At 64.4% G+C, this 26,512-nt stretch carries 19 protein-coding genes; 12 read left to right on the top strand and 7 right to left on the bottom strand.

Going from position 1 to position 26,512, the window contains the following annotated elements; all coding sequences use genetic code 11:
* Positions 1 to 15 precede the first annotated feature (15 nt).
* Positions 16 to 1,329, bottom strand: coding sequence for an alkaline phosphatase family protein (locus ABEA18_RS16620; RefSeq protein ID WP_345450871.1), 1,314 nt, complete (start codon positions 1,327 to 1,329; stop codon positions 16 to 18).
* An 87-nt stretch (positions 1,330 to 1,416) separates the two neighbouring features.
* The gene (locus ABEA18_RS16615) at positions 1,417 to 2,001 is read right to left on the bottom strand and encodes a histidine phosphatase family protein (protein ID WP_345450869.1); all 585 of its coding nucleotides are present in this window, start codon (positions 1,999 to 2,001) and stop codon (positions 1,417 to 1,419) included.
* Positions 2,002 to 2,464: 463 nt separating this feature from the next.
* On the opposite strand from ABEA18_RS16615, the gene ABEA18_RS16610 reads away from it, so the two are divergent.
* Positions 2,465 to 4,123, top strand: coding sequence for a phosphodiester glycosidase family protein (locus ABEA18_RS16610; protein WP_345450867.1), 1,659 nt, complete (start codon positions 2,465 to 2,467; stop codon positions 4,121 to 4,123).
* 26 nt (positions 4,124 to 4,149) lie between these two features.
* Here the strand turns inward: ABEA18_RS16610 and ABEA18_RS16605 are convergent, their stop codons facing one another.
* On the bottom strand, positions 4,150 to 5,121 hold the full coding sequence (locus ABEA18_RS16605; RefSeq protein WP_345450865.1) for a magnesium transporter CorA family protein: 972 nt from the start codon (positions 5,119 to 5,121) through the stop codon (positions 4,150 to 4,152).
* Positions 5,122 to 5,266: 145 nt separating this feature from the next.
* Here ABEA18_RS16605 and ABEA18_RS16600 point away from each other — a divergent pair, with 145 nt between their 5' ends.
* The 3 genes from ABEA18_RS16600 to ABEA18_RS16590 all read left to right on the top strand — a co-directional run bounded on the left by ABEA18_RS16600 (position 5,267) and on the right by ABEA18_RS16590 (position 13,234).
* Positions 5,267 to 5,443, top strand: coding sequence for a CsbD family protein (locus ABEA18_RS16600; RefSeq protein WP_345450863.1), 177 nt, complete (start codon positions 5,267 to 5,269; stop codon positions 5,441 to 5,443).
* A gap of 173 nt (positions 5,444 to 5,616) precedes the next feature.
* Positions 5,617 to 10,455: an NAD-glutamate dehydrogenase gene (locus tag ABEA18_RS16595; RefSeq protein WP_345450861.1), complete on the top strand. Its 4,839-nt coding sequence runs from the start codon at positions 5,617 to 5,619 to the stop codon at positions 10,453 to 10,455.
* A 610-nt stretch (positions 10,456 to 11,065) separates the two neighbouring features.
* Positions 11,066 to 13,234: a bifunctional polysaccharide deacetylase/glycosyltransferase family 2 protein gene (locus ABEA18_RS16590; RefSeq protein WP_345450859.1), complete on the top strand. Its 2,169-nt coding sequence runs from the start codon at positions 11,066 to 11,068 to the stop codon at positions 13,232 to 13,234.
* A gap of 33 nt (positions 13,235 to 13,267) precedes the next feature.
* Here the strand turns inward: ABEA18_RS16590 and ABEA18_RS16585 are convergent, their stop codons facing one another.
* Together ABEA18_RS16585 and ABEA18_RS16580 are read right to left on the bottom strand one after the other, a co-directional pair.
* On the bottom strand, positions 13,268 to 14,860 hold the full coding sequence (locus tag ABEA18_RS16585; RefSeq protein WP_345450857.1) for an AMP-binding protein: 1,593 nt from the start codon (positions 14,858 to 14,860) through the stop codon (positions 13,268 to 13,270).
* Positions 14,861 to 14,972: 112 nt separating this feature from the next.
* Positions 14,973 to 15,989 (bottom strand): LacI family DNA-binding transcriptional regulator, encoded by a 1,017-nt coding sequence (locus ABEA18_RS16580; protein WP_345450855.1) that lies wholly within the window; start codon positions 15,987 to 15,989, stop codon positions 14,973 to 14,975.
* Positions 15,990 to 16,188: 199 nt separating this feature from the next.
* Between ABEA18_RS16580 and ABEA18_RS16575 the strand changes: the two genes are divergently transcribed.
* The 8 genes from ABEA18_RS16575 to ABEA18_RS16540 are packed head-to-tail and all read left to right on the top strand — an operon-like array spanning position 16,189 to position 25,094.
* Positions 16,189 to 17,568 carry an FAD-binding protein gene (locus ABEA18_RS16575; RefSeq protein ID WP_345450853.1) on the top strand — a complete coding sequence of 460 codons (1,380 nt, stop codon included), beginning with the start codon at positions 16,189 to 16,191 and terminating at the stop codon, positions 17,566 to 17,568.
* A complete protein-coding gene (locus tag ABEA18_RS16570; RefSeq protein WP_345450851.1) occupies positions 17,565 to 18,569 on the top strand; it encodes a zinc-dependent alcohol dehydrogenase in 1,005 nt (334 codons plus the stop codon). The genes ABEA18_RS16575 and ABEA18_RS16570 overlap by 4 nt, the downstream gene beginning before the upstream one ends.
* 53 nt (positions 18,570 to 18,622) lie before the next feature.
* Positions 18,623 to 19,990 carry an MFS transporter gene (locus ABEA18_RS16565; protein ID WP_345450849.1) on the top strand — a complete coding sequence of 456 codons (1,368 nt, stop codon included), beginning with the start codon at positions 18,623 to 18,625 and terminating at the stop codon, positions 19,988 to 19,990.
* Positions 19,991 to 19,992: 2 nt separating this feature from the next.
* Positions 19,993 to 21,123 (top strand): Gfo/Idh/MocA family protein, encoded by a 1,131-nt coding sequence (locus tag ABEA18_RS16560; RefSeq protein ID WP_345450847.1) that lies wholly within the window; start codon positions 19,993 to 19,995, stop codon positions 21,121 to 21,123.
* On the top strand, positions 21,120 to 21,992 hold the full coding sequence (locus ABEA18_RS16555) for a sugar phosphate isomerase/epimerase family protein (protein WP_345450845.1): 873 nt from the start codon (positions 21,120 to 21,122) through the stop codon (positions 21,990 to 21,992). The genes ABEA18_RS16560 and ABEA18_RS16555 overlap by 4 nt, the downstream gene beginning before the upstream one ends.
* A complete protein-coding gene (locus ABEA18_RS16550) occupies positions 21,989 to 23,149 on the top strand; it encodes a dihydrodipicolinate synthase family protein (protein ID WP_345450843.1) in 1,161 nt (386 codons plus the stop codon). Before ABEA18_RS16555 ends, ABEA18_RS16550 begins: the two co-directional genes overlap by 4 nt.
* A gap of 53 nt (positions 23,150 to 23,202) precedes the next feature.
* The gene (locus tag ABEA18_RS16545) at positions 23,203 to 23,937 is read left to right on the top strand and encodes an SDR family NAD(P)-dependent oxidoreductase (protein WP_345450840.1); all 735 of its coding nucleotides are present in this window, start codon (positions 23,203 to 23,205) and stop codon (positions 23,935 to 23,937) included.
* A complete protein-coding gene (locus ABEA18_RS16540; RefSeq protein WP_345450838.1) occupies positions 23,934 to 25,094 on the top strand; it encodes a glycerate kinase in 1,161 nt (386 codons plus the stop codon). The genes ABEA18_RS16545 and ABEA18_RS16540 overlap by 4 nt, the downstream gene beginning before the upstream one ends.
* Here the strand turns inward: ABEA18_RS16540 and ABEA18_RS16535 are convergent.
* On the bottom strand, positions 25,091 to 25,447 hold the full coding sequence (locus tag ABEA18_RS16535) for a YegP family protein (RefSeq protein ID WP_345450836.1): 357 nt from the start codon (positions 25,445 to 25,447) through the stop codon (positions 25,091 to 25,093). The two genes, ABEA18_RS16540 and ABEA18_RS16535, sit on opposite strands and share 4 nt — an antisense overlap.
* 198 nt (positions 25,448 to 25,645) lie before the next feature.
* Complete coding sequence (locus ABEA18_RS16530) at positions 25,646 to 26,509, bottom strand: HNH endonuclease (RefSeq protein WP_345450834.1); 864 nt, start codon at positions 26,507 to 26,509, stop codon at positions 25,646 to 25,648.
* Between the last annotated feature and the right edge of the window lie 3 nt (positions 26,510 to 26,512).

The raw sequence follows: 26,512 nt of genomic DNA, 5'->3' as shown, positions 1-26,512 counted from the left end.
CCGCCAAATCCGGTCCTACGTTTGCGCTAGGAGCTCGTCGCGCAGTTGCTCCAGGTGGGACGGCTGTTCCGCCAACGCCCGTGCGGCCGGCGGGGGAGTAGGTGCCTGAACCCCCGCGAGGGGGTCGTCGGTCCGGGGGATGGTGAGGCTCAAGGCCCCGCCGACGTCGGGCGCCGCTGCATCGCGGCGGGTGAGGGCCGGCAGATTCCAGCGATGTTCGATCGTCGCAAGGATGCTGGTGTGGTCGAGCGGTGCAGAACCGGGCGCTCGAAACACGGTGCCGGCGGGGATGAGCGGACTGATCAGTACCGTCGGTACCCGTAGCCCGAAACGGGTGAAATCGAAACCGAACTCCCCCGGGGCATCGTCCGGCGGCGTCGCGCCCCATGGCGGGGCGACGTGGTCGTAGCAGCCACCGTGTTCGTCATACGTGATGATGAGCAGGGTTGAGTCCCAGGCCGGCCCATCGCGGACGGCGCGATAGACGTCGAGCAGGAACTCCTCACCGAGAGCGACGTTGTAGTTGGGGTGTTCGCTGTTGCCCGTCGAGGACCAAGACGGCTCAAGGAAAGCGTATGCGGGCAGCTTCCCGGCTGCCGCGTCGGCTTGGAAGTCCGTGAACAGTCCAATGTTCGACGCCGGAGCGTGCCGGGTGTCGTCGAAGTCGAGTTTCGTCAGGGGCTGCTTGGTTTCGCCGTAGATCTTCCACGGGATGCCATGGTTGCCCAGGTGCCCGAAGATGCTCGGCACGGTGAACCGCTTGGCCTTGTCATCCAAGTTGCCCTGGCTGGTGCCGGCGCAGGCGAAGGCCCGATTGGGCATCGTCATGGTGGGAACCGACGCGAACCAGGCGTCGCACACGGCGAATCCCTTCGCCATAGCCGACAACACCGGCAGTGTCTGAGGGGTGAAGCAACCCATGATCATGTGCTCGGTTGTTCCCGGCACCACATGCCAGCCCTTGGCTAGGTTGTCCTTGATGGCGCCGGCATAGTTGGTCACAAAACCCGTCATGGAGGGAACCGTCCCCGCTTTCGGCGAGCCGGCGCTGCCATAGAGCTGCTCGTTCGTTGCCTGGTAGCCCTCTCCGGGGTCGGCGCCCGGCATGAAGTAGACGTCGGGGGTCGAGGGAGTCAGTTGATAGACCTCAACCGGACTGCCATCGGAGCCGGGGCAGGACTCGGTGCCGGTCAGGCCTTCGAACGGGTCCCCCACGGGAGATACGTTGGCGGAATCGGCGTAGAGGTATCCGAGCATGTGATCGAACGATCGGTTTTCAAGCATCAAGACGACGATGTGCTGGACGGCGTTGAGACCTGTTACCGCCACGGTGACCATCCCCTTCGAAGATCCTGTCAGTGCTGAACAGTCTCCCATGCCGCTGTCCTGGTGGATATGCCCCGGGCTCGGTCCTGCTCAGCCGGGAATGGTAGCCAGCACGGGTTCACCATTGAAGTATTCGAGTTGCCAGCCGTCAATGGCATGGTGGTGGGCGAGGTTGAGCACGGCGTTGTCGATGCTCTCCAGAGTGCGGCCGACGGCGCGGCCGAGGCTCACTCGGAGGAGCGTTCCGTGGGCGACAACGAGGACCCGGCGGCCGCGGAACTCTTCGGCCAGCGCCTCCAGCGCGGCAAGTCCGCGGGAGGCTGCCTCCTCCTCGGTTTCCGCCCCTTGGAAGCCACCGGGGATGCGAAGTGCGTCCAGTCCAGGTCCTGCCTGCAGGCCCTCGGCAGGTCCAAAGCGGCGCTCGGTGAGCTCCGGCACGTGCCGGTCCACGCTGAGCCCCAGCCCTGCGGCGATCAGCTCGGCGGTCTCCGCGGCCCGGCTCAGCGGTGACGAAACAACGACGTCCCACTCGTAACCGGACAGCACGGCGACGGCGTCGCGCGCTTGGCCACGGCCGACGTCGTTCAGCGGAATATCGGTCGATCCCTGCAGCCGGCGCTGGGCATTCCAGTCTGTCTGGCCGTGGCGGACGAGGGCGAGCGTAGTAAGGGGCATGCCCTCCATTCTGCCTTGACCAATGCGGCTTCGATCAATCCCGGAATCCGTGATTCCACCGAAAATTGTTCAGTTAACCGCGAATAACTCTTTCATTAGTCAGCCGTTCATATTATTGTGCCTCTGGGGGCTGAGGGGCAGCTCGTACCCTTGCCAATCTGGACAAATACCAAGGGGGAGTTGTGTCCATGAGCCAGCAGTCGCCTGACGAGCCATACGACGTATCGCAAGTTGCCAGTCATGAGTCGTATCCTGACGAGGCTGTGCCAAACGATGTTTCCTTGGAATCCCTTTGGTCAAGCCGGGTTCCCAAGCCTTCCGTCGGGATGTGGCGGAACCGGGAATTCTGGCCCTAGGTCGCAACTCGGCCGGCAAGTGAACGTGGCATGAAGGTTCGGTCAATAGGTTTTGCGAAACCCGAAAACCGGCCCGGGCGACCGTCTGGTCTCTATACGGTGGACGCATGAAAGCCTCCCTCAAACGTCGTAGTGCCCTCACTGGCGGGCTCGTTCTGGCCGTCTTTTCAGCGCTCCTCAGCCCCGTGGGTCCCACCCATGCGGACGATGTCCGGACAAGTGGCAAGAGCACTGATCAGGGCGCCCACCTTAACATTGGTGCGGCTGACCTCCCCGAGACCCGGACAATGACAACCCTCGCCCCCGGCGTCACACTCACCAAAATCCGCCGCGGCGGAGCCGACTCTTCACTTTTCTGGACGGCCGAAGTAGCCATCCCCTCTGACTCGCCGGATCCGGATGCTCCGGCGTCGGCGCTCTCAAGCCAGGCCACTGCGCAGCGTACAGCCGACAAGCTGAAGGCCGCCGGCGTCGATGCCCGCGTTGAACATGTCCAGTCGCCGCAGCTTGCCGACGCCGGCGGCGACTTGGGCTACCGGGTCCGCGCCGGCCATTTTGCCGCTCAGGCGGACGGCGCCTCCGTCGTCGCGAAGATCAAAGCCGCCGGTTTCGCGTCCTCAGTGATCTACACCGGTTGGGACGGCGACTCCGAAACCAGCACGACGACGCGCGGACCGTGGAATCTTGACGTCATCACGATCGACCCTGGGACGTACCAGGGCCAGCTCGCCGCCTCCTTCGGCCCGGACCTGGAGAAGCGGGAGACCACCAGCCAGCTGGCATCGGACGCCCACGCCCTCGCCGCTGTGAATGCAGGCTTCTTCGTCTTCGACCCGAAGGCCGGCGCTGAAGGCGACCCCGCCGGCGTTGGTGTGTACGGAGGCAAGATTCTCAGCGAAGCCGTGGCGGACCGCCCGGCCCTCGTCATTGACGGAAAGAAGAACGCCAGCAATATCCAGCGGCTCACCTGGTCGGGGAAAATCTCGGCCCCTTCCGGAGAAGCGACTTTGGACGGTATCGACCGGGTACCGGGCCTGATCCGCAACTGCGGCGGCGCCAACGACCTGCCTACCTCAGGCCCGCTTCAGGACGTCACTTGCACGAACTCCAACGAACTCGTCACGTTCACACCGGAATTCGGGCCGTCCACGCCAACCGGTCCTGGCCTTGAAGTGATGGTGGACAGCCACGACACCGTCACATCCGTCGCCGAAACCCGTGGCGCGGCCGTGCCAGCCGGCGGACACACCATCCAGGCCACTGGAACCAACGTCGCACGGCTCCGTGCACTCGCTCCCGTGGGCGCGAAGCTCAAGATCGACGCTGGATTGCTCGGCCAGGACGGGAAGCCCCTGCACATCAACAAGGCCACCAGCGTCGTCAACGGTGGACCCTTGCTCGTCAAGGACGGCAGCGTTGACGTCACTGCCGGGCATGACGGCATGGTGCATCCCAACGATGGAAACAGCTTCTACTACGGCTGGGTCCACAAGCGGAACCCCCGGACCTTCGCCGGGACCGATGCCCAGGGCAGGACCATGCTTGTCACCGCGGACGGACGCTCAACTTCCTCGCTTGGGTTGAGCCTGAAGGAAGAGGCTGACGTCGCGGTGTCACTCGGCATGGTCCAGGCCATGAACCTCGACGGCGGCGGCTCAACAACAGCCGTTGCCGATGGGAAAGTCCAGAACAGCCCGTCGGGCGGATCGGAACGCGCGGTCGGAGATGCGCTCCTGGTGCTTCCGGCCCGAAAGGCCGATCAGTAGGACGGAAGACCTCCAGGGGGAACCAGCTAGATCCAGTCCCGCTTCTTGAAGGCGAGGTACAGGAAGATTGAACCGCCGGCCATGAGGGCGCAGGATAGCCAGAGGCCGTAATCGCTCTGGAAGCCGAAAAAGGGCACATTCTGCCCGAAGAAGCCGGTCACGGCAGTGGGGACGGCGATGATTGCGGCCCAGCTGGTGACCTTCTTCATGACCAGGTTCATCTGGTTCCCCTGGATGCTGATGTGGGTTTCCAGGATGGTGGTGACCAGGTCGCGGAGCGATTCCGTCCATTCCGAAGCACGCAACACATGGTCGTAGACGTCCTGCAGGAAGGGCTGCATCGCCGGGCTGCAGCCGACCAGGTCTTCCCGCCGGAGGAGCGTGTTGAGGACTTCACGCATGGGCAGGACGACGCGGCGGAGCCGGACGAGGTTCTTGCGGAGCTCGAAGGTCTTACGTTGCAGGTCATGATCGGGGGAGTGGTCGTCGAAAAGCGACTCTTCGAGGGCGTCGATGTAGCCGTCGAGTTCCTGGACGGCGTCGAAGTGCCCGTCGACGATCATGTCCAGCAGGCCCCAGAAGAGGAATGGCACTCCGTGTTGGGCCAGGTCGGTTTCCGAGTCCCAGTGCGCCGTCAGTTCGTCGGTGTCGAACTCGGGCCCGTGCACCGTCACCAGGGCGTTATGGGTTACGAATGCCGAGATCTCGACGACGGCCAGTTCGCCGGTGCCAGGCTTTAGCGCCGCCTGGTAAGCCGAAAGGAACAGGTGGTTCGGGTATCGGTCCAGTTTGGGCCGCTGAAAATCGTGGACGGCGTCCTCGACTGCGAGTCGGTGAAGCCCATACACGGTTTCGACGCCGAGCAGGTCATCCGCCGTCGGGTTCGTGTAGTCGATCCACAGCACCACGTCATCCTGGCGGGCCAGCGCTTCGATCTCGTGGGCCCTGACATCGTCACGTTCGAGTTTGCCTTCGCGGTATAGCCGTATGAACACCATCCGCCCCATGGTACGGGACGCGTATCCGTGCTTCCTGACCGGCAAGGCCTCACGCCGGGACCTGCCTTTGCCGCAGTTCCGTACCTACAATTTAAGTGCGGCCTCGCGGTGTCCCGCCGCGGGCCGCCGACTAAGGAGAGCCATTATGGGTTGGGGTGAGAGGTTCCATCACGCTGCCGGGAAACTCCACGGCAAGGCCACGGAAGCGGCAGGCGAGGCCACCGGCAATGACCGGCTGAAGGCTGAGGGCAAGGCCCGTCAGGTCAGGGCCGATCTGAAGCTGGCAGGCGAAAAGATCAAAGGCGCCTTCAGGAAGCACTAGTCCGCAGACGCCGGTAGCAGGGCGCGGGCCATGCGGCCCGCGCCCGCGTCTTGTCCTGAATCTTTTTTGCAGCACTGGACGGGGTCGGTGCGGCCAGCCATGATGAAGGAGGCGCGGGGGCTGGATCGTCAACCCCAGTTTGCGAGTGGCACCCGCAGTGGAGGCGCGCTGACATGACACGCGAATCGGTGCCGGCGGGGGAGGCGGAATCACCGGGTTCCCTTGAGCCCGGCGAAACTTTCCTGGCCGAATACTATGCCCAGGTGCCCCCGGAGGATCTGCGGAGCCATAGTCCTGAGACGCTCCGGGCGCGGGCCGGGCACCATCTGAAAGTGGCGTCGTCGCGCGCGCCCGGGCAGGCCGCCGTCGGGATCCTGACCGAACTGGATGCCAGCGTTGTCGCAGTGGTGACGGAGGACATCCCGTATCTGGTCCACTCCGTCACGGCGGAGCTCACCCGCGGCGACACATCGATCAACCTGCTTGTTCATCCGGCCTTTCGGGTGCTTCGGGACCCGCTGTCCCACGAGCTGTTGGAAGTCTGCCTTGAAATTTCCGCGGCGGGCGCTTCGGGAGGGACCCCGCCGGAGGCCGGGGAAACCGAGGTCTGGATCGCCGCGGAAATCGGCAGGCTGCCGGATGCGGCGGCCGCAAAGGAACTAACGGAAAACCTGCAGAGGGTGCTGGATGACGTTCGGGTTGCCTCCGACGACGCGGCCGCCATCCATGGGAAGGTTGCCGAAGCAGCCGCCTCCGTGGACGGATTCCCGCGCGCCGCGGTGCCGGCACCGGAACAGCTCAGTGAGTTGCTCGTTTGGCTTGACGACGGCAACTTCTTGTTTCTCGGTTACGCCGAATTTGAGCTCACGACGGCGGGCGGCCAGGAAGAGCTCGCCGAGCGGCAAGGTTCCGCGCTCGGTCTGTTGAGGCGGGCGCAGGGGGACGCCGCCGTAAGCGCCGGGCCGGGCGTACCAAATATCCGCCGGTCCCAAGCACTCACGTTTGCCACCTCGGAGCTGCGGTCCACGGTCCTGAGGCGCTCGTACCTGGACGAAGTGCGCCTGCAAGTGTTCGATGAGGCCGGCCGGACCACCGGCGAACGGCGCTTCTTGGGGTTGTTCACGCCGGGCGCCGCGCACCAGTCGGTCCTGCGGATTCCGGTACTCCGGGAGAAAGTCCAGGCGGTCAGCGAAAGACTGGGGGTTACGCCCCGATCCCACCAGGCCAAGGACCTCATGGCTGTCCTGGAGACCTTTCCGAGGGACGAACTGTTCCACATCGAAGCGGATGATCTCGCGCGCCTGACGGACGAAATTCTTCGGGCGGAGGTGCAGCAGCGGATCCGCGTGTTCCTTCGTCCGGACAGCTTTGGACGGTTCGTGTCCGCGCTCGTCTTCTTCCCGCGCCGCCGCTACAGCACGGCGGTGCGGCTGTTGATGGAAGAAGAACTCAGGCGGGCGTTCAAGGCGGACTCTGTCGATTTCGAGGTCCGCCTGACCGAGTCACCCATGGCCCGGGTGTTCTTCCGGATCCATGTAGGTGCAGCGCCGGACGCGCCGGCGTCAAGTACCGCCGCCGTCGACCCTTCCCAACTGGAGCGGCGCCTGATCGCTGCTACCCGTTCCTGGTCGGACGGGCTCGACGATGCAATCCGTGACCGCTTCCCGGCGTCGGAGGCCGCGAGGCTCACCGGCCTCTGGTCGGAAGCATTTCCCCCCAGTTATCGCGCGGTCTACGACGTGGAAGCCGCGGTCGAAGACATCATCAATTTCGAGACGTTCGACCTGGACGGTACAGGCGGCAGACCATTCGGGGACCCGCTGCTCACGGTCTACGTCAGGAAGGGCGCCTCGCGCACCCTCGTGGAGGACGCCCGGATCCGCCTCTACCTGACAAAGCCCAGGAGCCTGACGCAGATCCTGCCCTTCCTGCACAACCTCGGGCTCGAAGTGCTGGACCAGCGGCCTTTCGAACTTCGGCGCGGTACCGGCCAGGACCTGTTTCTCTACGACCTCGGCGTGAAGTATCCCGACGGCGTCGACCCTGCGGAAACCAGCAGCCTGCTCGCGGATGCTTTCACCGCCGCCATGCGGGGGGACATCGAATCGGACCGGATCGATGCACTCGTCATCCGGGAACGGCTTGCATGGCGGCAAACCGCAATCCTGAGAAGCTACGTGAAGTACCTCCAGCAACTGGGGACCACCAACTCCTACGGATTCATCGCAGACACCCTGATCAGCAACGTCCGGGCAACACGTGCGCTCCTGGCCCTGTTCCAAGCGAAGTTCGATCCAGGACTGGACGGGTCCGATCGCGACTGGAAAACTGCTGACGCGAAGAAGGAGTTGACGGCCGCCATCGACGACATTCCGGTCCTCGACGCGGACCGTCTGCTGCGCACCTTCATGAACCTTGTGGAAGCCACAACGCGGACCAACTACTTCCTGGACAAGGCCCATCTGAGCTTCAAACTCAATCCTGCAGCCATCGCCGGTGCCCCGTTTCCGCGGCCCAAGTACGAGATCTGGGTCTACTCGCCAAGGGTGGAGGGTGTCCACTTGCGCTTCGGGGACTTGGCTCGCGGGGGTTTGCGGTGGTCAGACCGAAGCGAGGATTTCCGGACCGAGGTCCTGGGACTGGTCAAGGCACAAAACGTGAAGAACTCCGTCATTGTCCCAACAGGGGCAAAAGGAGGCTTCTATCCCAAGCGATTGCCGGACCCGGTCATGGACCGCGAGGCCTGGCTCGCTGAGGGCCTGGAATGCTACCGGATCTTCGTCAAGGGCATGCTGGACCTCACGGACAATTTGCTCGCCTCAGGGCAGGGAGAATCGGTGGTGCCTCCGGACCGCGTGGTGCGACATGACGGCGATGACTACTATTTGGTGGTTGCCGCCGACAAGGGAACAGCGTCATTTTCAGACGCAGCCAATTCCGTGGCCCGGGAATTCGGCTTTTGGCTCGGCGACGCGTTCGCTTCCGGAGGATCCGTGGGATACGACCATAAGCAGATGGGCATCACGGCCCGTGGCGCGTGGGAATCCGCGAAACACCACTTCAGCGAGCTCGGGGTGGATTCACAGAGCGAAGACTTCACCGTGGCCGGCATCGGAGACATGAGCGGCGACGTGTTCGGAAACGCTATGCTGCTCTCACCGCGCATCCGTCTGGTGGCGGCATTCGACCATCGGGACATCTTTCTTGACCCGAGCCCCGACGCGGCAAATTCCTTCGAAGAACGCAAGCGTCTCTTCGGTCTTCCCCGTTCGTCCTGGGCTGACTACGATCCTTCGCTGATCAGCGAAGGCGGGGGTGTCCACTCCCGCCGGGCCAAAGCCATCGAGATTACGGAGCAGGTCCGGACCGCCCTCGGCCTGGAACCGGGAACGGTATCCCTGCCACCCCACGCCCTGATGCAGGCCATTCTCCGGGCGCCGGTGGACTTGCTCTATAACGGCGGCATAGGCACATACGTCAAGGCGTCCACGGAGGACCAAACACACGTGGGTGACAAAGCCAACGACCCAATCAGGGTCAATGGCAACGAGCTGAGGGCCCGGATCGTGGCGGAGGGCGGGAACCTGGGTTTCACGCAGCGCGGCCGGATAGAGGCGGCCCTCGCCGGCGTCCTCCTCAACACCGACGCGATAGACAATTCCGCCGGCGTGGACTGTTCGGACCACGAGGTCAACATCAAGATTTTCGTCGACCGGATGATTGCGGCTCGGAAGATGGGGCCTGAGGAACGTACGGGCTTCCTGCATTCCCTGACCGATGAGGTAAGCCGCCTGGTTCTGGCAAACAACATGGACCAGAACGTCCTCCTCTTCAACGACCGGCACCAGGCACTCGAGCTGAGCCCCGGCTTTGAGCGGATCATGGACTGGCTCGAGAACGCCGCCGACTTGGACCGCGGCTTGGAGGGGCTGCCGAGCACGGAACAACTCCAGGACCGGCTGCGGGCAGGCACAGGGTTGACCTCGCCCGAACTGTCGGTGCTTGCCGCCTACGCGAAGATCGAACTGGCCGGGGAGCTCACTGCCAGCAACCTCGCCGACGATCCCTGGTTCAAGCGGGTCCTCCGAGGTTACTTCCCCCGCCAACTGTCGGAACGCTTTGATGCTGAGCTGGACTCCCATCCGCTGCGTCGGCAGATTATCTGCACCGTGGTGGCCAACGACATGATCAACCTTGGAGGGATCACGTTCGCCTTCCGCGCCATCGAGGAAACCACAGCCACCGCCGCGGCCGTGGCCAGGGCCTTCGTGGTTGTCCGCGAGGCTTATGAGCTGCAGCGGTTCGTGGACAGGATCGCCAGCCTGCCTCCCGGGTTTCCCAGCGAACACGCTGCCTCGGTGGCCCTTCCACTGCGCAGGCTCCTCGACCGGGCTGTCCGGTGGTACGTGACCCACGATCATCGGGACCAACCCATTTCCGACGCCCTGAAGAGGATCGGGCCGACCCTGGACCTGCTGCGGACCCGGACCACGGAATTTCTGCGCGGCTCGGACCTTGACCGCGCCGAGCAACGGTTGGCGCACTGGAACGACGTCGGGCTGCCGGGAGATCTGGGGCGGCGCGCCTCCGATTTGCTGGAGAGCTTCTCGCTCCTGGACATCTCGCTTGTGGCGGAGCAGGTGGATGAACCCCTCACCACCATTGCCGACATGTACCACACAGTCATTCATTGGATCGGTGTGGGAACATTGTTGCTGCGCATTACCGACCTGCCGCGGCAAAGCCGGTGGGAAGCCCTGGCCCGCGCGGCCCTGCGTGACGACGCATATTCGGCCGTCGTCGACATCACGATTTCCGTCATGCGGACGACCCGGACGAGCGGGGCCTCGGGTGCCTCCGCCGTGGAACGCATTGTGGAGTGGGAGAGCGGACGCCAGGAACAACTGGGAAGGATCAAGGACACGTTCGTGGAGGTCACCAAGCCCGGGCAGGTGGACCTCGCTTCGATCTCCGTGGCCCTGAAACTCCTGCGAACGCTCGCGAAGCGCTAGCCGTTTTGAACATTGAACCCGGAGGATCGTCGAATATGACGCTTTTGGGCTACCGGATGAGAATCCTCTAAGGTTGGTGCCCGATGGCAGCTTTTAATGAAACGTCCGATCAGCCCGGATCCGCGTCGCCCCGTGGGCCAGTCTTCGTCGACGCCTCAGGCCGACGCCTACGGAGGCTCAAGCTTATTGGGCTCGGAGCCCTTGGGCTCGCAGGAGGCTACGTCATCCTCTTGCTGGTTGCGTTCATGGGAGGGCCCAACGTTGCGGCGCCGTTCCTCCCTTTCCCGGCCGCCCCGGAGCCCACAGCGACACCGGCCGCTCCGGCAGCCCGTGATCTTCCGTCATCCCCATCGACTCCGGCTTCCAACGCGGACGGGCTCCCAACGGGCGAGGGCCGATTGCCTGCGCCTTCGACGCCGGCCGCTTTCGGTATTCCGGTGACTTCTCCTTCACCCGCTGCTGTGGCACAACCGATCAATGGTGCGGCAGCGCAGCATGCTGCCTCGTTTGCGCCGGTTGCACCCCCCGCGCCGGGCACGTCGCCGACGAGTCCGGGCAAGAGCGGGGCAGCTCCGGGCCAGGCCACGCGACCGTCCACGCCGGCGCACCCGTGAGTGCGCGCCGCCTGAGCAAGCGCACTGCTCCGGTCAGTGTCAGGGCGCACTGGTTCATCCTTCTGGCCGTCCTGTTGGCACTGGGTGTCGCACTCGTCGTGCAGGGGTACATGCATCACCTGGCCGGGATCGCCGATGACTCGGTGCCCGCGGGCGGCTCCGCGATTAGTGTCCCGGACGCGGTGTCACACGGCGGCCCGGTGGTCGATGCGCGTGGCGGGACCGTTCGTACCGTGGCTCCGCCGGATCACACGCTCGCCCTGACGTTCGACGACGGCCCGGACCCGGTCTGGACGCCCCGGATTCTCGATGTCCTCCGCAAGCACCACGTCCATGCCACGTTCTTCGTCGTCGGTTCGGCTGCCATCGACAATCCCGACCTCGTGCGCCGCATCCTTGCTGACGGCAACGAGATCGGCGTGCACACCTTGACGCATGCGGACCTTGGAAGCGCCCCGCCTTGGCGCCAACAGCTTGAGGTACAGGGCGACCAGCAAGTGATCGCCGGCATTACGGGCCATGCCGCGACGCTCTTGCGGCCTCCGTACAGCTCTGAGAACGACGCGGTCCGGGACGGGACGTGGACTGCGATCCGCGCCGCGGCGGACCGGGGTTATCTCACTGTGCTCACCACTCAAGACAGCGAGGATTGGCAGCGGCCCGGAGTCGCCGCGATCGAGCAGAACCTTGCCCCGTCCGGCCCGAAGGGCCAGGTCCTTTTGATGCACGACGGCGGTGGAGACCGGGACCAGACGGTCGCCGCCCTCGACTCCGTCCTCACGAAGTTCGCGGATCAAGGTTTCCGGGTCACAACGGCGGGCGACGCCGTCGGGATCGCTAGCATGGGCGATGCCTCGGTGGGTGAGCAGGTCAGCGGAAACGCGTTGGTGTGGGGAATACGGCTCAGCGATTTCTTCATCGCCGCGATCTCCTGGGCGCTCGTTGCGGCCGGTGTTGTGACGGTGGTCCGGGCCGTGCTCGTGGTGGTGTGCGCAGCGCGCCACCGCAGAGCGGCGCGCCGTTCCTTGGCGACCGCCCGCAGTCGACGCCGGGTGGACGTGCCGGTCCGGCCTGAGGTTACCGAGCCGGTCAGCGTTATCGTCCCGGCGTACAACGAGGCGGCCGGCATCGAAGCCGCGGTCCGATCGATCGTTGCCTCGAGCCATCCGGTGGAGATCATCGTGGTTGACGACGGGTCGACCGACGATACCGCGGACATCGTGGAAGGGCTCGGCCTGCCGGGCGTCACATTGATCCGGAAAGAGAACGGCGGCAAACCGTCCGCGTTGAATGCCGGGCTCGCCGCTGCCAGCCACGATCTCGTGGTGATGGTCGACGGCGACACTGTCTTCGAACCGGAAACGGTACACGCGCTCATTCAACCCTTCGCCGACCCTCGAGTGGGCGCAATTTCGGGGAACACCAAGGTTGCCAACCGCGGAGGGATTCTCGGCGCCTGGCAGCACATCGAGTACGTCGTCGGCTTCAACCTCGACCGCAGGTTGTTCGATGTCGCGGAGTGCATGCCGACCGTTCCGGGGGCTATTGGGGCCTTCCGCCGTGACGCCCTCTTCCGGGTTGGCGGAGTCAGCGACGACACGCTTGCCGAGGACACGGACCTGACCATGTCGCTGTGTCGTGACGGTTGGCGGGTCGTGTACCAGGACGATGCGAGGGCCTGGACCGAGGCGCCCGCGAGCCTGGGAGCGCTCTGGAAGCAGCGGTACCGCTGGTGCTATGGCACGCTTCAAGCCATGTGGAAGCACCGCGGCGCGGTCGTGCAGGGCGGCCAGGCCGGTAAGCTCGGCCGGCGTGGTCTTGGCTACCTCCTGGTCCTCCAGGTGCTGCTTCCTTTGTTCGCGCCCATCGTTGATGTCTTCGCCATCTACGGCCTGGTTTTTCTTGATCCGGTCCGGATCGGGGCGCTCTGGCTTGTTTTCCTCCTGGTTCAATTCCTCATGGCGGCCTATGCGTTCAGGCTCGACAATGAGTCGCTGCGCCCACTGTGGACACTTCCGCTTCAGCAGTTCGTCTATCGTCAGCTCATGTACCTCGTGGTCATCCAGTCGGTAGTGACGGCCTTGGCCGGGGTCCACCTGCGGTGGCACCGCATGGAGAGGTATGGAAGCCTGCGCGTCCCGCCGGCTTCGCAGGGCCAAGCGTAGCCACGCACATTGCCAGGGAGCCGGCACGCATCCCTAGGCCCTCGCTCGCAGCTCCCGCCGGAGGATCTTTCCCGACGCCGACTTGGGAATCACATCGACGAACTCCACCGATCGCACGCGCTTGAACGGCGCCACCCGCCCGGCGACGAACTCCAGGACATCGCCGTCCCCGAGCTCGGCCCCCGCCTGCCGGACGACGAACGCCTTCGGTACCTCTTCGCCGTCGTCCGCGTGGATGCCGATGACTGCGGCATCCGCGATCAGGGGGTGGGTGAGCAGGAGGGCTTCGAGCTCGGCCGGCGCAATCTGATAGCCCTTGTACTTGATCAGCTCTTTGAGCCGGTCGACGATCGTCACGACGCCGTCGGCAGTGACGGTGGCGATGTCACCGGTACGGAGGAAGCCATCCGGATCAATCGTCGCGGCGGTTGCGTCGGGCCGGTTCAGGTAGCCGAGCATGACTTGCGGGCCACGGACAAGGAGCTGTCCGGGAGCGCTAGGTCCTTCGGCCGGGATTTCGATCTCTTCGTCCGTTGCCGGGTCGAGGAGCTTGCACTCCGTGTTCGGCACGGTGTAGCCCACAGAGTCGAGCGGGACGCGTTCGGCGCCGTCACGCGGAATGGCGTGGGACACGGGACTCAGCTCGGTCATTCCGTAGCCCTGGAGCATCGTGCACCCGAGCCGCTTCGCAACAGCGTGCCCCAGCTCGCCGTCTAGGGGCGCCGCACCCGAAAGCACGGCGCGCACGGACGAGAGGTCGAATTGGTCCACCAACGGATGCTTCGCGAGCGCGACGGCGATGGGCGGCGCGATGAAGAGGTACGTGCAGCGGTGGTCCTGCGTGATCCGGAGGAACTCGGCGAGGTCGAACTTCGGCATCGTGACGAGCCGGGCCCGCTCGCCGAGGGCGAGATTGAGCAGTACTGTCAGGCCGTAGGCATGGAAGAAAGGCAGGACGGCGAGCAGCACGTCGTCAGAAGTCACACGGAAAAAGGCACGCGACTGTGCGACGTTCGCCACGAGGTTGTACTGGCTCAACAGAACACCCTTAGGCGTGCCGCTCGTGCCGGAGGAATAGGGCACGACGGCGGCGGCGTGCGGATCGACACTGAGAGTCGGTGCGGGAAGAGCGGCTTCGAGCACGTCCGCTAGCGACGGATGCCCCGCGGCGGCAGCGGGCTCGCCGCCGTCGAGCACCACGAGGCGTTCCGCCGGGATCCCGGCAGCCTGAGCGGCGGCCTCCGCCCGCTCAAGGAAGGGCGAGATCGTGAAGAGCCAGGAGGCGCCGGCGTCGCTGAGTTGGCTGCCGACTTCATCCGCGGTAAACAGCGCGTTGACCGTGGTGACGGCGGCTCCCGCGCGGAGGACCCCGTGGAAGACGACCGCGAACGCCGGCACGTTGGGGCAGAAGAGGCCCACTGTGGTCCCGCGGCCGGCCCCGTGGCTCGCGAGCCAGCCTGCTGTGGCGTCGATTCGGCCGACGAGTTGCCCGTAGCTCATTTCCGCGCCCGACGTGCCGTCCACGAGCGCGATCCTGTCAAGGTCCTCGCCGCCCAGCCTACCGAACAGATACTCATAGATCGTGACGTCGGGGATCTCGACATCAGCGTACGGGCTGGTGAACATTGCGGCTCCTTCGACGCACGACGGCGGGAGTCGCCGTCGTGCGTCCATTACACCCGGCGGCGCGGGGCCGGGACAAGGGCCGCCGCGGTCGGATGTCCTCCCGCTCGCCCGTTTAGTCGGATTGTCCGCGCGGGGCAGAGGTGGATCCGATATGCAGCCCAAAGCTGGGGGGAGCCGGTACGTCTGATGAGCCACCCGCGGTGGCGATGTAACGGGCGGCAAGTCCGCCGAGCTCCACCAGAGGGAGCGTCATTGTCGTGAGGCCGAAGACTGCACCACCACGAGTACCACCTATGCCGGCGACGGACACGTCTTCGGGGATCTTGTACCCCACAGTCCAAAGATGCGCGAGAACGCCGACGGCCACCTCATCGTTGGTGCAGACGATCGCGTCCGGAAGTTGCGTCGATGCGGTCAGTTCCTCGGCGGCGCGCTTTCCCGATTCCTGGCTCATGCCGGTCAAGCCGAGGACTTGTGCAGGGGCCTGTGCTTCGAACATTGCATCGCGGTAGCCGACAATTCGCTGTTCGGCTGCGGAGAGTCCGGGGATTCCTCCGATGAAGGCAATTTTTCGGTGCCCAAGCGAAAGCATGTATTGGGTAAGTTCGTACGCCGTCGCGGCGTTGTCGATGACGATCTTCGTGGAATCAAACCCCCGGGGAGCGAGCGCCACTACCCGCGTACCGGCCCTTACGGCGAGGTTCACTTCGCGTGCGAGCTGCGCGGTTCCGGGTGAGCCCTCGATGTCGCTGCCGCAAAACACGATCCCGGAGACTTGATGTTCACGCAGGACGCGGAATTTTGTCCGCTCTTGCTCCGGGTCGCGGTTGGCATTGGCCAAAATGGTGACATATCCGAACTTGGCCGCTTCGATCTCGATCCCGCGGGTCATCTCTGCGAAGTATGGATCGAGGATGTCGCTGGCAATGACGCCGATGATTTTGCTGCGCTGTTGCTTCAGCGCCTGGGCCGTGGCGCTCGGCGTATAGCCCAGAGTGTCCGCTGCAGCCCGCACACTGGCCCGCACATCCTGGGACACCGGGTGCTTCTCCGCCGAGCCGTTGAGCACGCGTGAAGCGGTGGCTACCGAGACGGACGCCAGTTCGGCTATCTCGCGCAACGTGGCCATGTCCAGACTCCTTTGATGTGATCGACGCTCCAGCCTAACCGCAACCGAAGCTGACGATTCCCAATGTCTTCCGGCGCCCCTCTTGACAGGAGGTCCGGGTGGAACTAGCGTAACGGAAAACGTTATCCATTGCTAGGGCACGAATCTTGCCGCTAACGGTAAACGTTATCCGCAGGAGACAAACTCAAAGGAGAGACAAATGACAGACATTACGGAGCCTTTTGACCTGATCGTCGTCGGGGCGGGGGCAGCAGGTTTGGCAACGGCAAACCGGGCAGTGGACCTTGGGGGACGCGTTCTCCTGCTTGAGAAGGGCGCGGCTGCGGGAGGGTCTGCGGCGCTTTCAGCGGGCATTCTCTGGACGGCACCGAATGTTGATGTCCTTCGCCGCATCCAGCCCGACGGCGATCCGGTCCTGGGACCACTTGTGGTAGAAGGTTACGAGCAGTCCGTGAAGGATGTGCGTGCCGCCGGTGTCAGCGTCAGCGAAGAATGGCGCGATCACCTCGAATGGGGTCGCGCCTGCAAGGTTGACATCCTTGACCTGTTCGCCAGGTGGACCGCGAAAATCAATGCCAGCGGCGGCGGTCTGCTCACCAGAGTCAGCGACGTCGAACTCATCATCGACGGCGGCAAGGTTGCAGGCGTGACGTTCACCCACGAGGGAGAAGAAAAGAGCGCACTTGGTGCGGCAACAGTACTTGCAACAGGTGGGTTCCAGGGTGACCCCGAGCTCAAGCAGAAGTTCATTGGCAACGGTGCCGACGACATAGCTGTTCGCAGCAACCCGCACTCAGTCGGTGATGGATTTCGCCTCGGAACCGCAGCCGGGGGAGCGGCGAGCCGCCATCTGTCCGGCTTCTACGGCCACACCCTGCCGAGTCCGCTGCCGGTCTCGCCAGAGGTATTCCTCCGCCTTACCTTGTATTTCTCCGCCTACGGCGTTTTGGTCAACAGGCGCGGCCTGCGATTCACCGATGAGTCGCTCGGCGACGAAGTCTCCAACCAATTCCTTGTCCGGGAGCCGGGGCAGCGCGGCGTCCTGATCTGGGATGACCAGGTCCAGCAGAATCGCGCCCTCGCTGTCCCGTACCCCAGCGGCATGGCGCTTGACCGTCATGGCGAAGCGAAGAAGCTCGGCTCCCGGACCGCGGAAACGGACACCCTGGAGGAACTCGTCGAGGTCGTTGCCAGTTGGGGTGTCGACCGCGCCGCCCTGGCCGCCACCTTGGAAAGCTACCAGCGAGCCTCCGACGGCGAGTCCGTGGCGCTCGACGCACCGCTGCCTGCGAACCCGAGTCCGCTCAAGAAGGGTCCCTTCAGGGCAATCGAGGTGCAGCCATGCATCACGATTCCGTTCGGCGGACTGCGAGTGGACGGTGACAGCCGGGTCCTGGACCGGGACAACCTTCCCATCCGCGGACTGTTCGCTGCCGGGGCCGACGCCGGGGGAGCCCAGGACCTCCGGTACGTCGGTGGCATCGTCTTCGGATTCGTTTTCGGCCGCCGCGCTGCAGACGCCGCCCTTGCCCACATCGTGCGCGGTCACGGGGCCGACGAACTGGTTTCTGCGCCATGAGCGCCCCGACGTTGGCCCACCGGGTTGCCTGGACGGGCGCGGAACGGCTCGTCGTTGAGCCACGGCCTGCGCCGACTCCGCCGGGTCCGGACGAGATAGTGATTCGCGTCGAAAGCGTTGGTGTGTGCGGCACGGATGCTGCGATATGGCGCGGGCATAACAACCGCGTCCGGTCCGGAACTGTTCCCGGTCACGAATTCGGGGGCACCGTTGTGGAGGTCGGCCCGAACGTGACGATCCGGACCGTCGGCCAGCAAGTGGCAGTCGATCCCAACCTCGTCTGTGGCGAATGCCGGGAATGCGCAACAGGTTCGCGTGGACTGTGCCGCCGGCGCGAACTCATGGGCCTCGACGTCGACGGCGGTCTGCAAAGCTACGTGACGGTTGACGCCGTCAACACCGTCGCTGTCCCGGGGCCCGCAGATCCACGGGCCCTGGCGCTTATTGAGCCCATCGCCGTCGGAGTGCGCGCTTGCGCCCGCGCGAATGTCTCACCCGGCGCGCGCCTGGTGATCGTCGGCGGCGGGGCGATCGGCATGGCGTCCGCACTCCAGGCCCGCAGCCTTGGCGCGGAAAGCGTCACCGTCATCGAGCCCGACCCCGTTCGCCGCGCGACGATCACGGATTACGGAGTCATCGCCCTCGCCCCGGGGGAAGGAGCCGCGGAGCGCTGGGATGTCGCCATTGACACCGTGGGAAGCGGCGCCAGCGTCAGCGCCGTGATGGAGCTGCTGGAACCGGGCTCGACGATCTGCGTGGCAGGACTCGCCAAAGGAGGGGCCCTTCCACCAACGGAAGACCTCGTCCGGCGGGAACTCACCCTCACCGGAACCTTCTGCTACACCTCGGAAGACCTCTCGACGGCGGCCGCCTTGGTCGCCTGCCACGGTCTGGCAGCAATCCCCAACGACATTGTCCAGGGCCTCAACGACGCCCCGGCAGCGATCGAAGCATTTGCACAAGGCCGCCTCGGCCGTGGCAAGACCCTCATCATCCCCTAGCCGGAGTCCCCAAGGGGTATCAGGCAACTGAATCTGCAATGAAGGAGAAGTCAGTGAACACATCCCTGCACACCACGGCGGTCCACCCGCCGCGGGTCAAGAACAGTCCCACGCGCGCTGCCATCGCAAGCATGGCCGGCGGCACGCTGGAATATTACGACAACTACATCTACGCCTTGGCTGCCGCCCTCGTCTTCGGCAAAGTCTTCTTCCCGGAAGCGGGCGGCGTTGCGACTCTGGCAGCCCTGGCCACTTTCGCCGTTTCCTACGTGGCCCGGCCGATCGGCGCGATTCTGCTGGGACACTTCGGGGACCGGATCGGACGCAAGAAGGTCCTCGTCTTCATCCTCATCCTCATGGGAACGTGCACCTTCCTGGTCGGCTGCCTGCCCGGTTACTCCCAGATCGGAGTCTGGGCGGCAGTCCTCCTGGTGACTCTTCGCATCCTCCAAGGCATTTCCGTCGGCGGCGAGACTGCCGCGGCTACAGTACTCACCATCGAGGTATCGCCGGAAGGGCGCCGGGGCTTCTTCACGAGTTGGGCCCCCAACGGGATCGTCGGAGGCTTCGTCCTGGCCACCCTCATCTTCGTACCGATCTCCGCACTGCCCAAAGACCAGCTGCTCAGTTGGGGCTGGCGCATTCCGTTCCTCCTCAGCGCCCTCGTCACGGTCGCCGGTCTCATCATCCGTGCGAAGCTCACCGAGCCGGAAGCATTCCTTGAAGCCAAGGAGGAGCACGCCTTGGTGAAGGTACCGGTGCTCGAAGTGTTCCGCTCGCATTGGGGTGCCATCGTACGGGTCACCTTCTGCTCGCTTGCGTTCGCGATTGACACCGTCATCAAGGTCTTTGCGCTCTCGTTGGCGACGTCTGTCTATGCTGTCCCGAGCAGCACCATGCTGTGGGTCCTCATCGTCAGCCACGTGTGCGCCCTCGTGACCCAGCCTTTGTTCGCTGCCCTCTCTGACCGGATCGGGCGGAAACCGGTATTCATAGCAGGCAACATCGGATCCGCCGCCATGATCTTTGCGTACTTCGCCTCCATCCAATCCGGCAACGTGCCACTGCTCTTCGTGGCGGGATTCCTTTCGGTTTCCTTCGCCTATGCGGCCATCAACGCCACCTACCCGTCGTTCTTCGCGGAAATGTTCAACCTGAAGGTCCGCCAGACCGGCATGGCCCTCGGCTTGCAGATCGGCCTCATCGCAGCCGGGTTCGCGCCGACCATTTACACCGCGCTGACGGCCGGCCACCCGGGCGACTGGATGCCGGTCGCCACCATCTCCGCCGTCATCGCCCTCATGGCCGCAGCCAGCGCCCTCACCGCAAAGGAAACCTTCAAAGTGCCCCTGGAACAACTGGGAGCCCCGATTTCCGCCGCCCGCGTACATCCTTCCACGTCGAATCCCTCAGGAGAGTAGCCATGAACCACCCCTTCCGCGTAGGAATCGTCGGCTGCGGCAACATCGCCGACAACCACTTCCAGTCCTACTCCGCGTTGCCCGACGTCGAAATCGTCGGAGTCTGCGATGTCGCGGTCGAACGCGCACAAGTGTTCGCGGCCGAACGTGGCATCGCGCGCGCTGTCCCCTCGGTGAGGGAACTCATAGCCCTGGGAATCGACGCCATCAGCGTCTGTACCCCACACCCGACGCACGAGGCCGTCGTGGCCGAAGCCGCGTCCGCAGGAGTGCACGTTCTGTGCGAAAAGCCAATTGCCACCGACACCGGCGCCGCTGAACGAATGGTCAGCGCCGCCGAAGAGGGCGGCATCACCCTGGGAGTGGTGTTCCAGCGCCGCTTCTGGCCCGGCGCCCGGGCGCTCCGGACAGCCATCGACGACGGTCGCCTCGGCACACCGATGCTTGGACACTGCCAAGTACTCCTGCACCGCGGCATCGACTACTACAATGCAGCCGCTTGGCGTGGCACATGGGCTGCCGACGGCGGCGGAGTGCTCATGACCCAGGCAATCCACAACATCGACCTCCTTCAGTGGTTCATGGGGGACCCCGTGGAGGTCAGCGCCAAGGCCGGTTCCTTCGTCCTCGGCGACACCATCGAAGTCGAAGACACCGCGGCTGCGCTCATCACCTTTGCCTCCGGAGCCATAGCGACACTCAGCGCTACGGTCGCCGCCAGCCCGAACCTTGGCACGCGCATCGTCGTCACTGGAAGCAACGGTGCGACGGTGCAGGTCACGGAGTACCCGGAAGGCTCCGACGCGGTGAACGACCTGTGGGCAATACCCGGCGAGGAACGGGCCGGGACGGTATTCCCGGATGGTTTGAGCGGCGATATCCCTGTGGCGGAAGTCAACGCACGGCTCCTGCCCTTGCACAAAGTCCAAGTGGCCGACTTCGTCGATGCCATTCGCTCCGGACGGCAACCAGCCGTCACCGGACGTGAAGCCATGAAGTCGCTCCAGATCGTCGCCGCCGTCTATGAATCGGCTCGTACAGGGCTACCGGTTCAAATCCGCTCCGCGTCTGTGGGTTCGCGCCACTTCACCCATCTGTCGCACTCATTGGCCGAAGCGGGGACATCCCGATGACGCACGTCCGCAGCGAAACGGTGGAACTTAGCCTGAACCAGGCCACCACCCGCCCCTATCCATTGACTGAGACAGCCGAAGCGGCAATGCAAGCGGGCATCCGGCACATCGGTTTGTGGATCGAACCGGTGGAGGAGATCGGAATCGCCCGCACCCGGCGGTTGCTCGCCGACACAGGCTTGTCGGTCAGCTCCGTCTGCAGGGCTGGATTCCTCGCGGACAAGGAAGGCGCCGATCTACGGGCGGCGCTCGAAGGAGTCAAGCGGGCCTTGGAGCTGTCCCGCGAGGTCGGCAGTCCAATGCTGACGCTTATCGCCGGCGGTCTCCCGGCACACGACCGCAGCATTCAGCACGCTGAAGTCCGGCTCCGGGCCGCCATCGAGGAACTGGAGCCGTACGCCCGCGACGCCGGCGTGAGACTCGCGCTCGAACCTCTGCACCCCCTGTTCGTCGGCACGCGGAGCATCGTGACAACGATCGCGCAGGGGCTGCGGGTCATCGCGGACTTCCCCGCCGACACTGTCGGGCTACTCATAGATGCCTATGCCACGTCCTGGGACAGCCGCTTCCATGACGATGTGCTGGCCGCGGGTCCGCGGATCGCGGGCTACCAAGTCAGCGACTTCGCACTGCCCCTTCCTGTCCCGGAGAACATGAACGGCCGCCTCTTTCCAGGGGACGGCGAAATGGATCTAGCACCCCTCACCGCTTCGATCCGCCACGCCGGCTACAGCGGACCCATCGAAGTCGAAATTTTCAACGAACACATCTGGAAGCTTCCCCTTGAGACGATCATCAAGCGCACCGTCTCCAGCTTCAACCGCTATGTCGGCGAACCCCTCAACGAATCGGAGCGTCAACCCGCATGAAGACCCGGACCACCATTGAGCTGCCCGCCATCTCCGGCCGGCATCGGACCCTGGAACTAGCCCAGCCTGCCACGCTGGAAACACTGACGGCGCCGCCCACATCCCGTATTGCTTACGCGGCCGGGCACGTCGTCGCCGACCCGCTCCGGTCCGGCGCGGGATCTCCGACCGCTATCGACTGGGATGCCACTCTCCACCTCCGGCATTCCCTCTGGAACCTTGGACTTGGTGTCGCGGAGAGCATGGATACCGCCCAGCGCGGAATGGGGCTCGGACCGGCAGCAGCGCTCGAACTCGCACGGCGCACACTTGCCGAAGCCAAAAGCGTTGGCGGCTCGGTCGTCGTCGGAATCGCCACCGACCAACTGGACGCCGCACCTCATACACTCGAAGAAATCACCGACGCCTACATCGAGCAGCTGGGCGAAATCGAGGCAGCCGGGGGCAGCGTCGTCATGATGGCCAGCCGCCATCTGGCCCGCACCGCGAGGGGGGCCGACGACTACTTCAACGTCTACGGCAAGGTACTGGACGCGGCCACGCGGCCCGTGATCCTGCATTGGCTGGGCTCCATGTTCGACCCCTCGCTGGAGGGCTACTGGGGCGCCCCTACCATCGCTGATGCATCGGAAACGGTCTTGGCGCTCATCCGCGCGAAAAGGGAAAAGGTCGCAGGGATCAAGATCTCGCTGCTCGACAAGGACCATGAGATCGGCTTCCGCCGGCGGCTTCCCGCCGGGGTCCGTCTGTTCACCGGCGATGACTTCAACTACGCCGATCTCATCGCCGGGGACGAACAAGGCCACAGCGACGCGCTCCTAGGCGCCTTCGCCGCAGTGCCTCGGTTCGCGTCTGCGGCTTTTGCCAAACTCGACGAGGGAGACGTCAGGGGATTCCGCGACATCCTGGAACCTATTGTCCCTCTCAGCCGGCTTATTTTCGAAGCCCCGACACAGTACTACAAAGTGGGCGTCGTCTGGCTCAGTTACCTCACCGGATGGCAAAGCCACTTCAGGATGGTCGCCGGGCTCGAATCCGGCCGCTCGATCCTCCACCTCGCGGACCTCTTTGACGCGGCCAACGGCATCGGCCTGTTCCCTGAGCCCGACCTTTCGGCAGCACGGGCGACGGCATTCTTCCGAGCACAAGGACTTTAGCCGATGGCCCACCAGAGCAACCCGCCCTCACCGGGGCCGATCCGTCCGCGCAGATGCCGGCCGCAACTCCTTCATTCTCCGATCTCCGCTGCCTGATCGTAGGCGCCGCGTCCGGAATCGGCCATGCAACCGCGGAACTGCTCAGTACGAAAGCAGGCAGAGTCATCGGCGCCGACCTCCCGACCTCCCAATGGCCGGCAGCTCGAACGCCATACGCTCAGCTTCCCATCGATGTTTCCGAACCCCAATCAGTTGAAGAGGCTGTCGAGCAAGCTATCTCCTTGGCCGGAGGCCTGGATGTAGTCATCAACACCGCAGGAATCCTCGGGAAAGTTCAACCCTCCGCCGAAGAAACCCTCGAAGAGTTCGACAGGCTTCTCCGGGTGAACCTTGTTGGTGCGTTCGCACTGTCAAAAGCGGTTCTTCCTCATATGGCGGCGAACGGTTTCGGCCGGCTCGTTCACTTCTCGTCCACCGCGGGAAAGGAGGGCGTAGCCGGGATGACCGGCTATTCCGCCAGCAAGGCAGGAATCACAGGTCTGGTGAAGGCCTTAGCACGGGAATATGCCACGACCGGAGTCACCGTCAACGCAATAGCACCTGGCAAAATCGATACCCCGTTGGTGAGCGGACACCCGCCTACTCCGCAAGACCTCGAACGAATCCCCATGCATCGGCTGGGCACAGCGGAGGAGGCCGCCGCGCTGATCGAGTACATCATCTCGCCCAAAGCTTCGTACACGACCGGCTTCGTTTACGACCTATCCGGGGGAAGGGCAAGCTATTGACCACCACGCATGATGCGCGGCCTTTTTCCCGACCGCTGCGAATTCTCATCGCTCCCGACAAATTCAAGGGGTCCCTCACCGCCAGGCAAGCCGCCGAATCGATTGCCGCAGGCGTACTTGACGCCGTTCCTGACAGTGAGATCACCGTCCTTCCTGTCGCGGACGGCGGGGAGGGGACGATCGATGCCCTTGTTGCCGCAGGGGCAGACCTCCACCATCTCACCGTCAGCGGCCCGCTTGGCGAACCAGTGGAAGCGACCTGGGCCTCGCTCAAGGACACGGCGGTCATCGAGATGGCCCAGGCCGCCGGACTGCAGCTCATTCCACAACCATCTGCAGCAACAGCTGAAGGTGCCTCAACGTATGGCGTGGGTCAATTGGTTCTCGATGCCCTCGACTCCGGATTCCGCAAGATCATCCTCGCTGCCGGCGGAGTTGCCAGCACCGATGCGGGCGTGGGGGCGCTTTCGGCTCTTGGCCTGACGGTTCTCGATCCAAGCGGGGCCGTGATCGCACAGGGAAATGACGTGGTGTACGGGACCGCGATTGACGGATCGACTCTCGACCCACGACTGGCAGGCGCCGAAGTGGTCATTGCCACAGACGTACTTGTCCCCCTTCTCGGCGAACGAGGGGCGGCGCGCCTTTTCGGACCCCAGAAGGGCGCCGACCCGGTGACCGTTCAACGCCTCGAACGCCGCCTTGAGAGATGGAACGGCCTCTTCTTCGGCGCTTTCGGCGTTGACGCCTCAGCCACGCCAGGCGTGGGCGCCGCGGGCGGATTTGCCGTGGGCTTTCTTGCGGCGGGTGTTGGCCGGATCGTCCCGGGCATCGAACTCATCGGAGAACTCATCGGCCTCGATGCCGCCATGAGCGGTTCAGATCTGGTGATCGTTGGAGAAGGCTCACTCGACGATCAATCCTTGGAAGGAAAGGCGCCAATTGCGGTAGCCCGGGCCGCAATGCGTCGGGGCATTCCGGTCGTCGCCCTCAGCGGCATCATTCAGGCCGAAACAAGATCGCGCCTCCACAGCAACGGGATCTGTGCGGCTGAATGCATCAGTGATCTTACCGAGGACAGGAACGACGCCATCAGGAACGCACAGCCACTGCTGCGGGTTCTCGCGGCGCGGGCAATGGCTTCACGCCTGGTCTAAACCGGTGCAGGATGGTCGACCAGGGCGGGAGTACGCCAGGGCCGGGTGCGATCTCTTTGGGGGAGGGGACTATGGTGCCGCGGCGGGGCGGGAAGCGGCGGCATAGCTGAAGGAGTGGTTTGCCTGACAACGGGAGCCGGCGGCGTGGGCGCTGGTCCGCGAAGTGGGACTTCGGGGCAGAGATCGGTGATCAGGCCCATTCCAGCATATTCGCGGACGTCGCTGATGCCGCACACCGCAGCACGCTTGTCAGGAAAGGACTTGGAGACGGCTACCACTGTTCCGTCCGGCGCTTTGAGCCTGAATCTGAAGCTCGTGTCCTCATCGATGAAGAGTTCAAACATCCCGGTCATGCGTATCCTCCTGAACAGCGGGCGGCGCGTGACGCCCGGTAGGTTTCGCCGGGTCTGGGGCGCGGCGTTGCGCCCCTAGTGATTTCTAGTCCGGCAAATGGATCATCTGACTAACAGTGTGTGGTGCTCGCTACACGGTGTGGTTAACCAAAATACGGGGAAGAACCTCGGCTGGCTAGTGCAAAGGACGGCCATTGGTCATCGCTGCTCGAGGATCCGGTGTGCGGCGTCCTGGGCTGCCAGTGCTCTGTCATCGACGATTTGGCCGGGCAAGTGCCCGGCGGCGGCGATGGCCCGCCGCAATTCCGCCACTGTCCGAGGGGTACCCACGCCCCTGTGTGCCATGGCGTGGCAGTTGGCACACAGCGGCACAAGGTCCGCTATGGGATCCAGCCGGTAGTCGCTGCCAAGCTGTGAAACGGGAACCACGTGGTGGATGTGGATGAAGTCCTTGCCGATGTCCCCGTAGCTTACTTCGAAGGAGAAAGTGCAAGCGGCACAAGACGTCCCGTGGAAAGCCAGGCAGATCCGGCGGGCTTCAGGATCCCGCTCGTAGCGGTTCGTTTCAATCCTGCTGACGGCTCCTTCAGGGTAGGTCCCTGGAACAATCTGGCACGGCTCAGAGACCGCTGGACTGTGCTCCCGCCACACGTGCTGAAGGCCAGGTTCTGATTCCGGCGGAATGAACCGTCCCGAACCACGAAAGGTATTCCAGGCCACGTCCGGCACTTCTCTGGAGAGGACACTCAACGGGATCTGGCCGCCGAGGGGGAGCAGTGCATCGAAGGCCACGCTTACGTACCGCGCCATGCTCTTGCGTTCGGTGCGTTGTGGCGCTTCATAGCTTTCGGACATGACGACGCCGTGTCCGATCAGCCCCCGTCCGTGAGGGCCCCCGCCTTGCAGGAGAAGCCATGCCTGGTTGCCTGGCTGGATCTTCCGGTGTTGCCCGACGTTCCACCGCTCCAGGAATTGGCCTGTTTCGGCGACCTGCTCGGTCACAGCCTCGTAGTTCCAGTCGTTTCCAAGCCGTGGATTCCATCCCAGGATGATGGCGGCCATGGC

This window comes from Arthrobacter gyeryongensis (assembly GCF_039543785.1).
GTDB classification, from domain to species: domain Bacteria; phylum Actinomycetota; class Actinomycetes; order Actinomycetales; family Micrococcaceae; genus Arthrobacter; species Arthrobacter gyeryongensis.
Note: the sequence above shows the minus strand (reverse complement) of the source record. Positions and strands in the feature narration are given on the sequence as shown.

Coding starts and splice junctions, on each gene's coding strand:
- ABEA18_RS16610 (WP_345450867.1), top strand. CDS start 2,465: ATGAAAGCCTCCCTCAAACGTCGTAGTGCCCTCACTGGCGGGCTCGTT.
- ABEA18_RS16560 (WP_345450847.1), top strand. CDS start 19,993: ATGAACCACCCCTTCCGCGTAGGAATCGTCGGCTGCGGCAACATCGCC.
- ABEA18_RS16585 (WP_345450857.1), bottom strand. CDS start 14,860: ATGTTCACCAGCCCGTACGCTGATGTCGAGATCCCCGACGTCACGATC.
- ABEA18_RS16600 (WP_345450863.1), top strand. CDS start 5,267: ATGGGTTGGGGTGAGAGGTTCCATCACGCTGCCGGGAAACTCCACGGC.
- ABEA18_RS16595 (WP_345450861.1), top strand. CDS start 5,617: ATGACACGCGAATCGGTGCCGGCGGGGGAGGCGGAATCACCGGGTTCC.
- ABEA18_RS16535 (WP_345450836.1), bottom strand. CDS start 25,447: ATGACCGGGATGTTTGAACTCTTCATCGATGAGGACACGAGCTTCAGA.
- ABEA18_RS16575 (WP_345450853.1), top strand. CDS start 16,189: ATGACAGACATTACGGAGCCTTTTGACCTGATCGTCGTCGGGGCGGGG.
- ABEA18_RS16570 (WP_345450851.1), top strand. CDS start 17,565: ATGAGCGCCCCGACGTTGGCCCACCGGGTTGCCTGGACGGGCGCGGAA.
- ABEA18_RS16580 (WP_345450855.1), bottom strand. CDS start 15,989: ATGGCCACGTTGCGCGAGATAGCCGAACTGGCGTCCGTCTCGGTAGCC.
- ABEA18_RS16530 (WP_345450834.1), bottom strand. CDS start 26,509: ATGGCCGCCATCATCCTGGGATGGAATCCACGGCTTGGAAACGACTGG.
- ABEA18_RS16605 (WP_345450865.1), bottom strand. CDS start 5,121: ATGGTGTTCATACGGCTATACCGCGAAGGCAAACTCGAACGTGACGAT.
- ABEA18_RS16550 (WP_345450843.1), top strand. CDS start 21,989: ATGAAGACCCGGACCACCATTGAGCTGCCCGCCATCTCCGGCCGGCAT.
- ABEA18_RS16555 (WP_345450845.1), top strand. CDS start 21,120: ATGACGCACGTCCGCAGCGAAACGGTGGAACTTAGCCTGAACCAGGCC.
- ABEA18_RS16615 (WP_345450869.1), bottom strand. CDS start 2,001: ATGCCCCTTACTACGCTCGCCCTCGTCCGCCACGGCCAGACAGACTGG.
- ABEA18_RS16545 (WP_345450840.1), top strand. CDS start 23,203: ATGCCGGCCGCAACTCCTTCATTCTCCGATCTCCGCTGCCTGATCGTA.